The organism is Hahella sp. CR1 (assembly GCF_029813005.1).
Lineage (GTDB): Bacteria > Pseudomonadota > Gammaproteobacteria > Pseudomonadales > Oleiphilaceae > Hahella.
In genome coordinates this window covers 1-692 of sequence record NZ_JAPELK010000049.1, presented here as the reverse complement: position 1 = coordinate 692, position 692 = coordinate 1, and the positions used below count along the sequence as shown (strand labels likewise).

Genomic DNA, 692 nt, shown 5'->3' with positions numbered 1-692 from the left:
AGGCCACATCAAAGGCGGCGCGCGTAAGAAAGTGCTGACCAGCCTGATGAGGCTTGAATTGATTCACGCTGAGGGAGATACATGGCGAATCAATGACGCCGCCTACGAGGCGCTGGGACGCGCCAAGCCAAGTCCTTTAGAGCCCGTCGACACGGAGCGGGACGAGGCCCAAGCAGAGCCACAGCGCCAGCCACGCCAGCTCCGCGCTAACAGTAAGCAGGCCCTTGTTATCCAGATGCTGGAGCGCCCGGAAGGGGCCACCATCGACCAGCTCAGCCACGCTACCGGTTGGCAAAAGCACACGGTGCGCGGAACCCTCTCTGGGGCGCTGAAAAAGAAGCTGGGGCTCAACGTGATCTCAGAAAAATCCGCAGACGGCGAGCGCATCTACCGCATCGCCAAAACCGATCACCCATAACGCTCTAAATCACTTGCTAAGCCCGCGCTATGAAGCGTTCATAGCGCCACACGAACCACCCAAAAGGAGCGAAAAAATGGGAACCTGGAGCCAACCCAACACCGAAGAAAAAGCCGCCAAACTGGAACGCCTGATGGCCAAGCCGCTGATGAAGAAAGACGCCAGCGACATGCTTTACCACCTGACCGGCGACGACGACCTTTTTGACTTTTTTGAAGAGTTTGAGGAGGACGCGGATGTCCGCCTCCTGGTGCGCTTTCACCTTGAGCGGGCA

General features: G+C 58.2%; 2 protein-coding genes. Both read left to right on the top strand.

What is annotated here, in order from left to right; all coding sequences use genetic code 11:
- Positions 1 to 418 (top strand): DUF3489 domain-containing protein (locus ONV78_RS31865; protein WP_279508625.1); only part of this gene is annotated, 418 nt, incomplete at its 5' end.
- A gap of 76 nt (positions 419 to 494) precedes the next feature.
- Positions 495 to 692, top strand: a 198-nt coding sequence (locus ONV78_RS31860) for a hypothetical protein (protein WP_279508623.1), incomplete at its 3' end; no start/stop codon positions are given.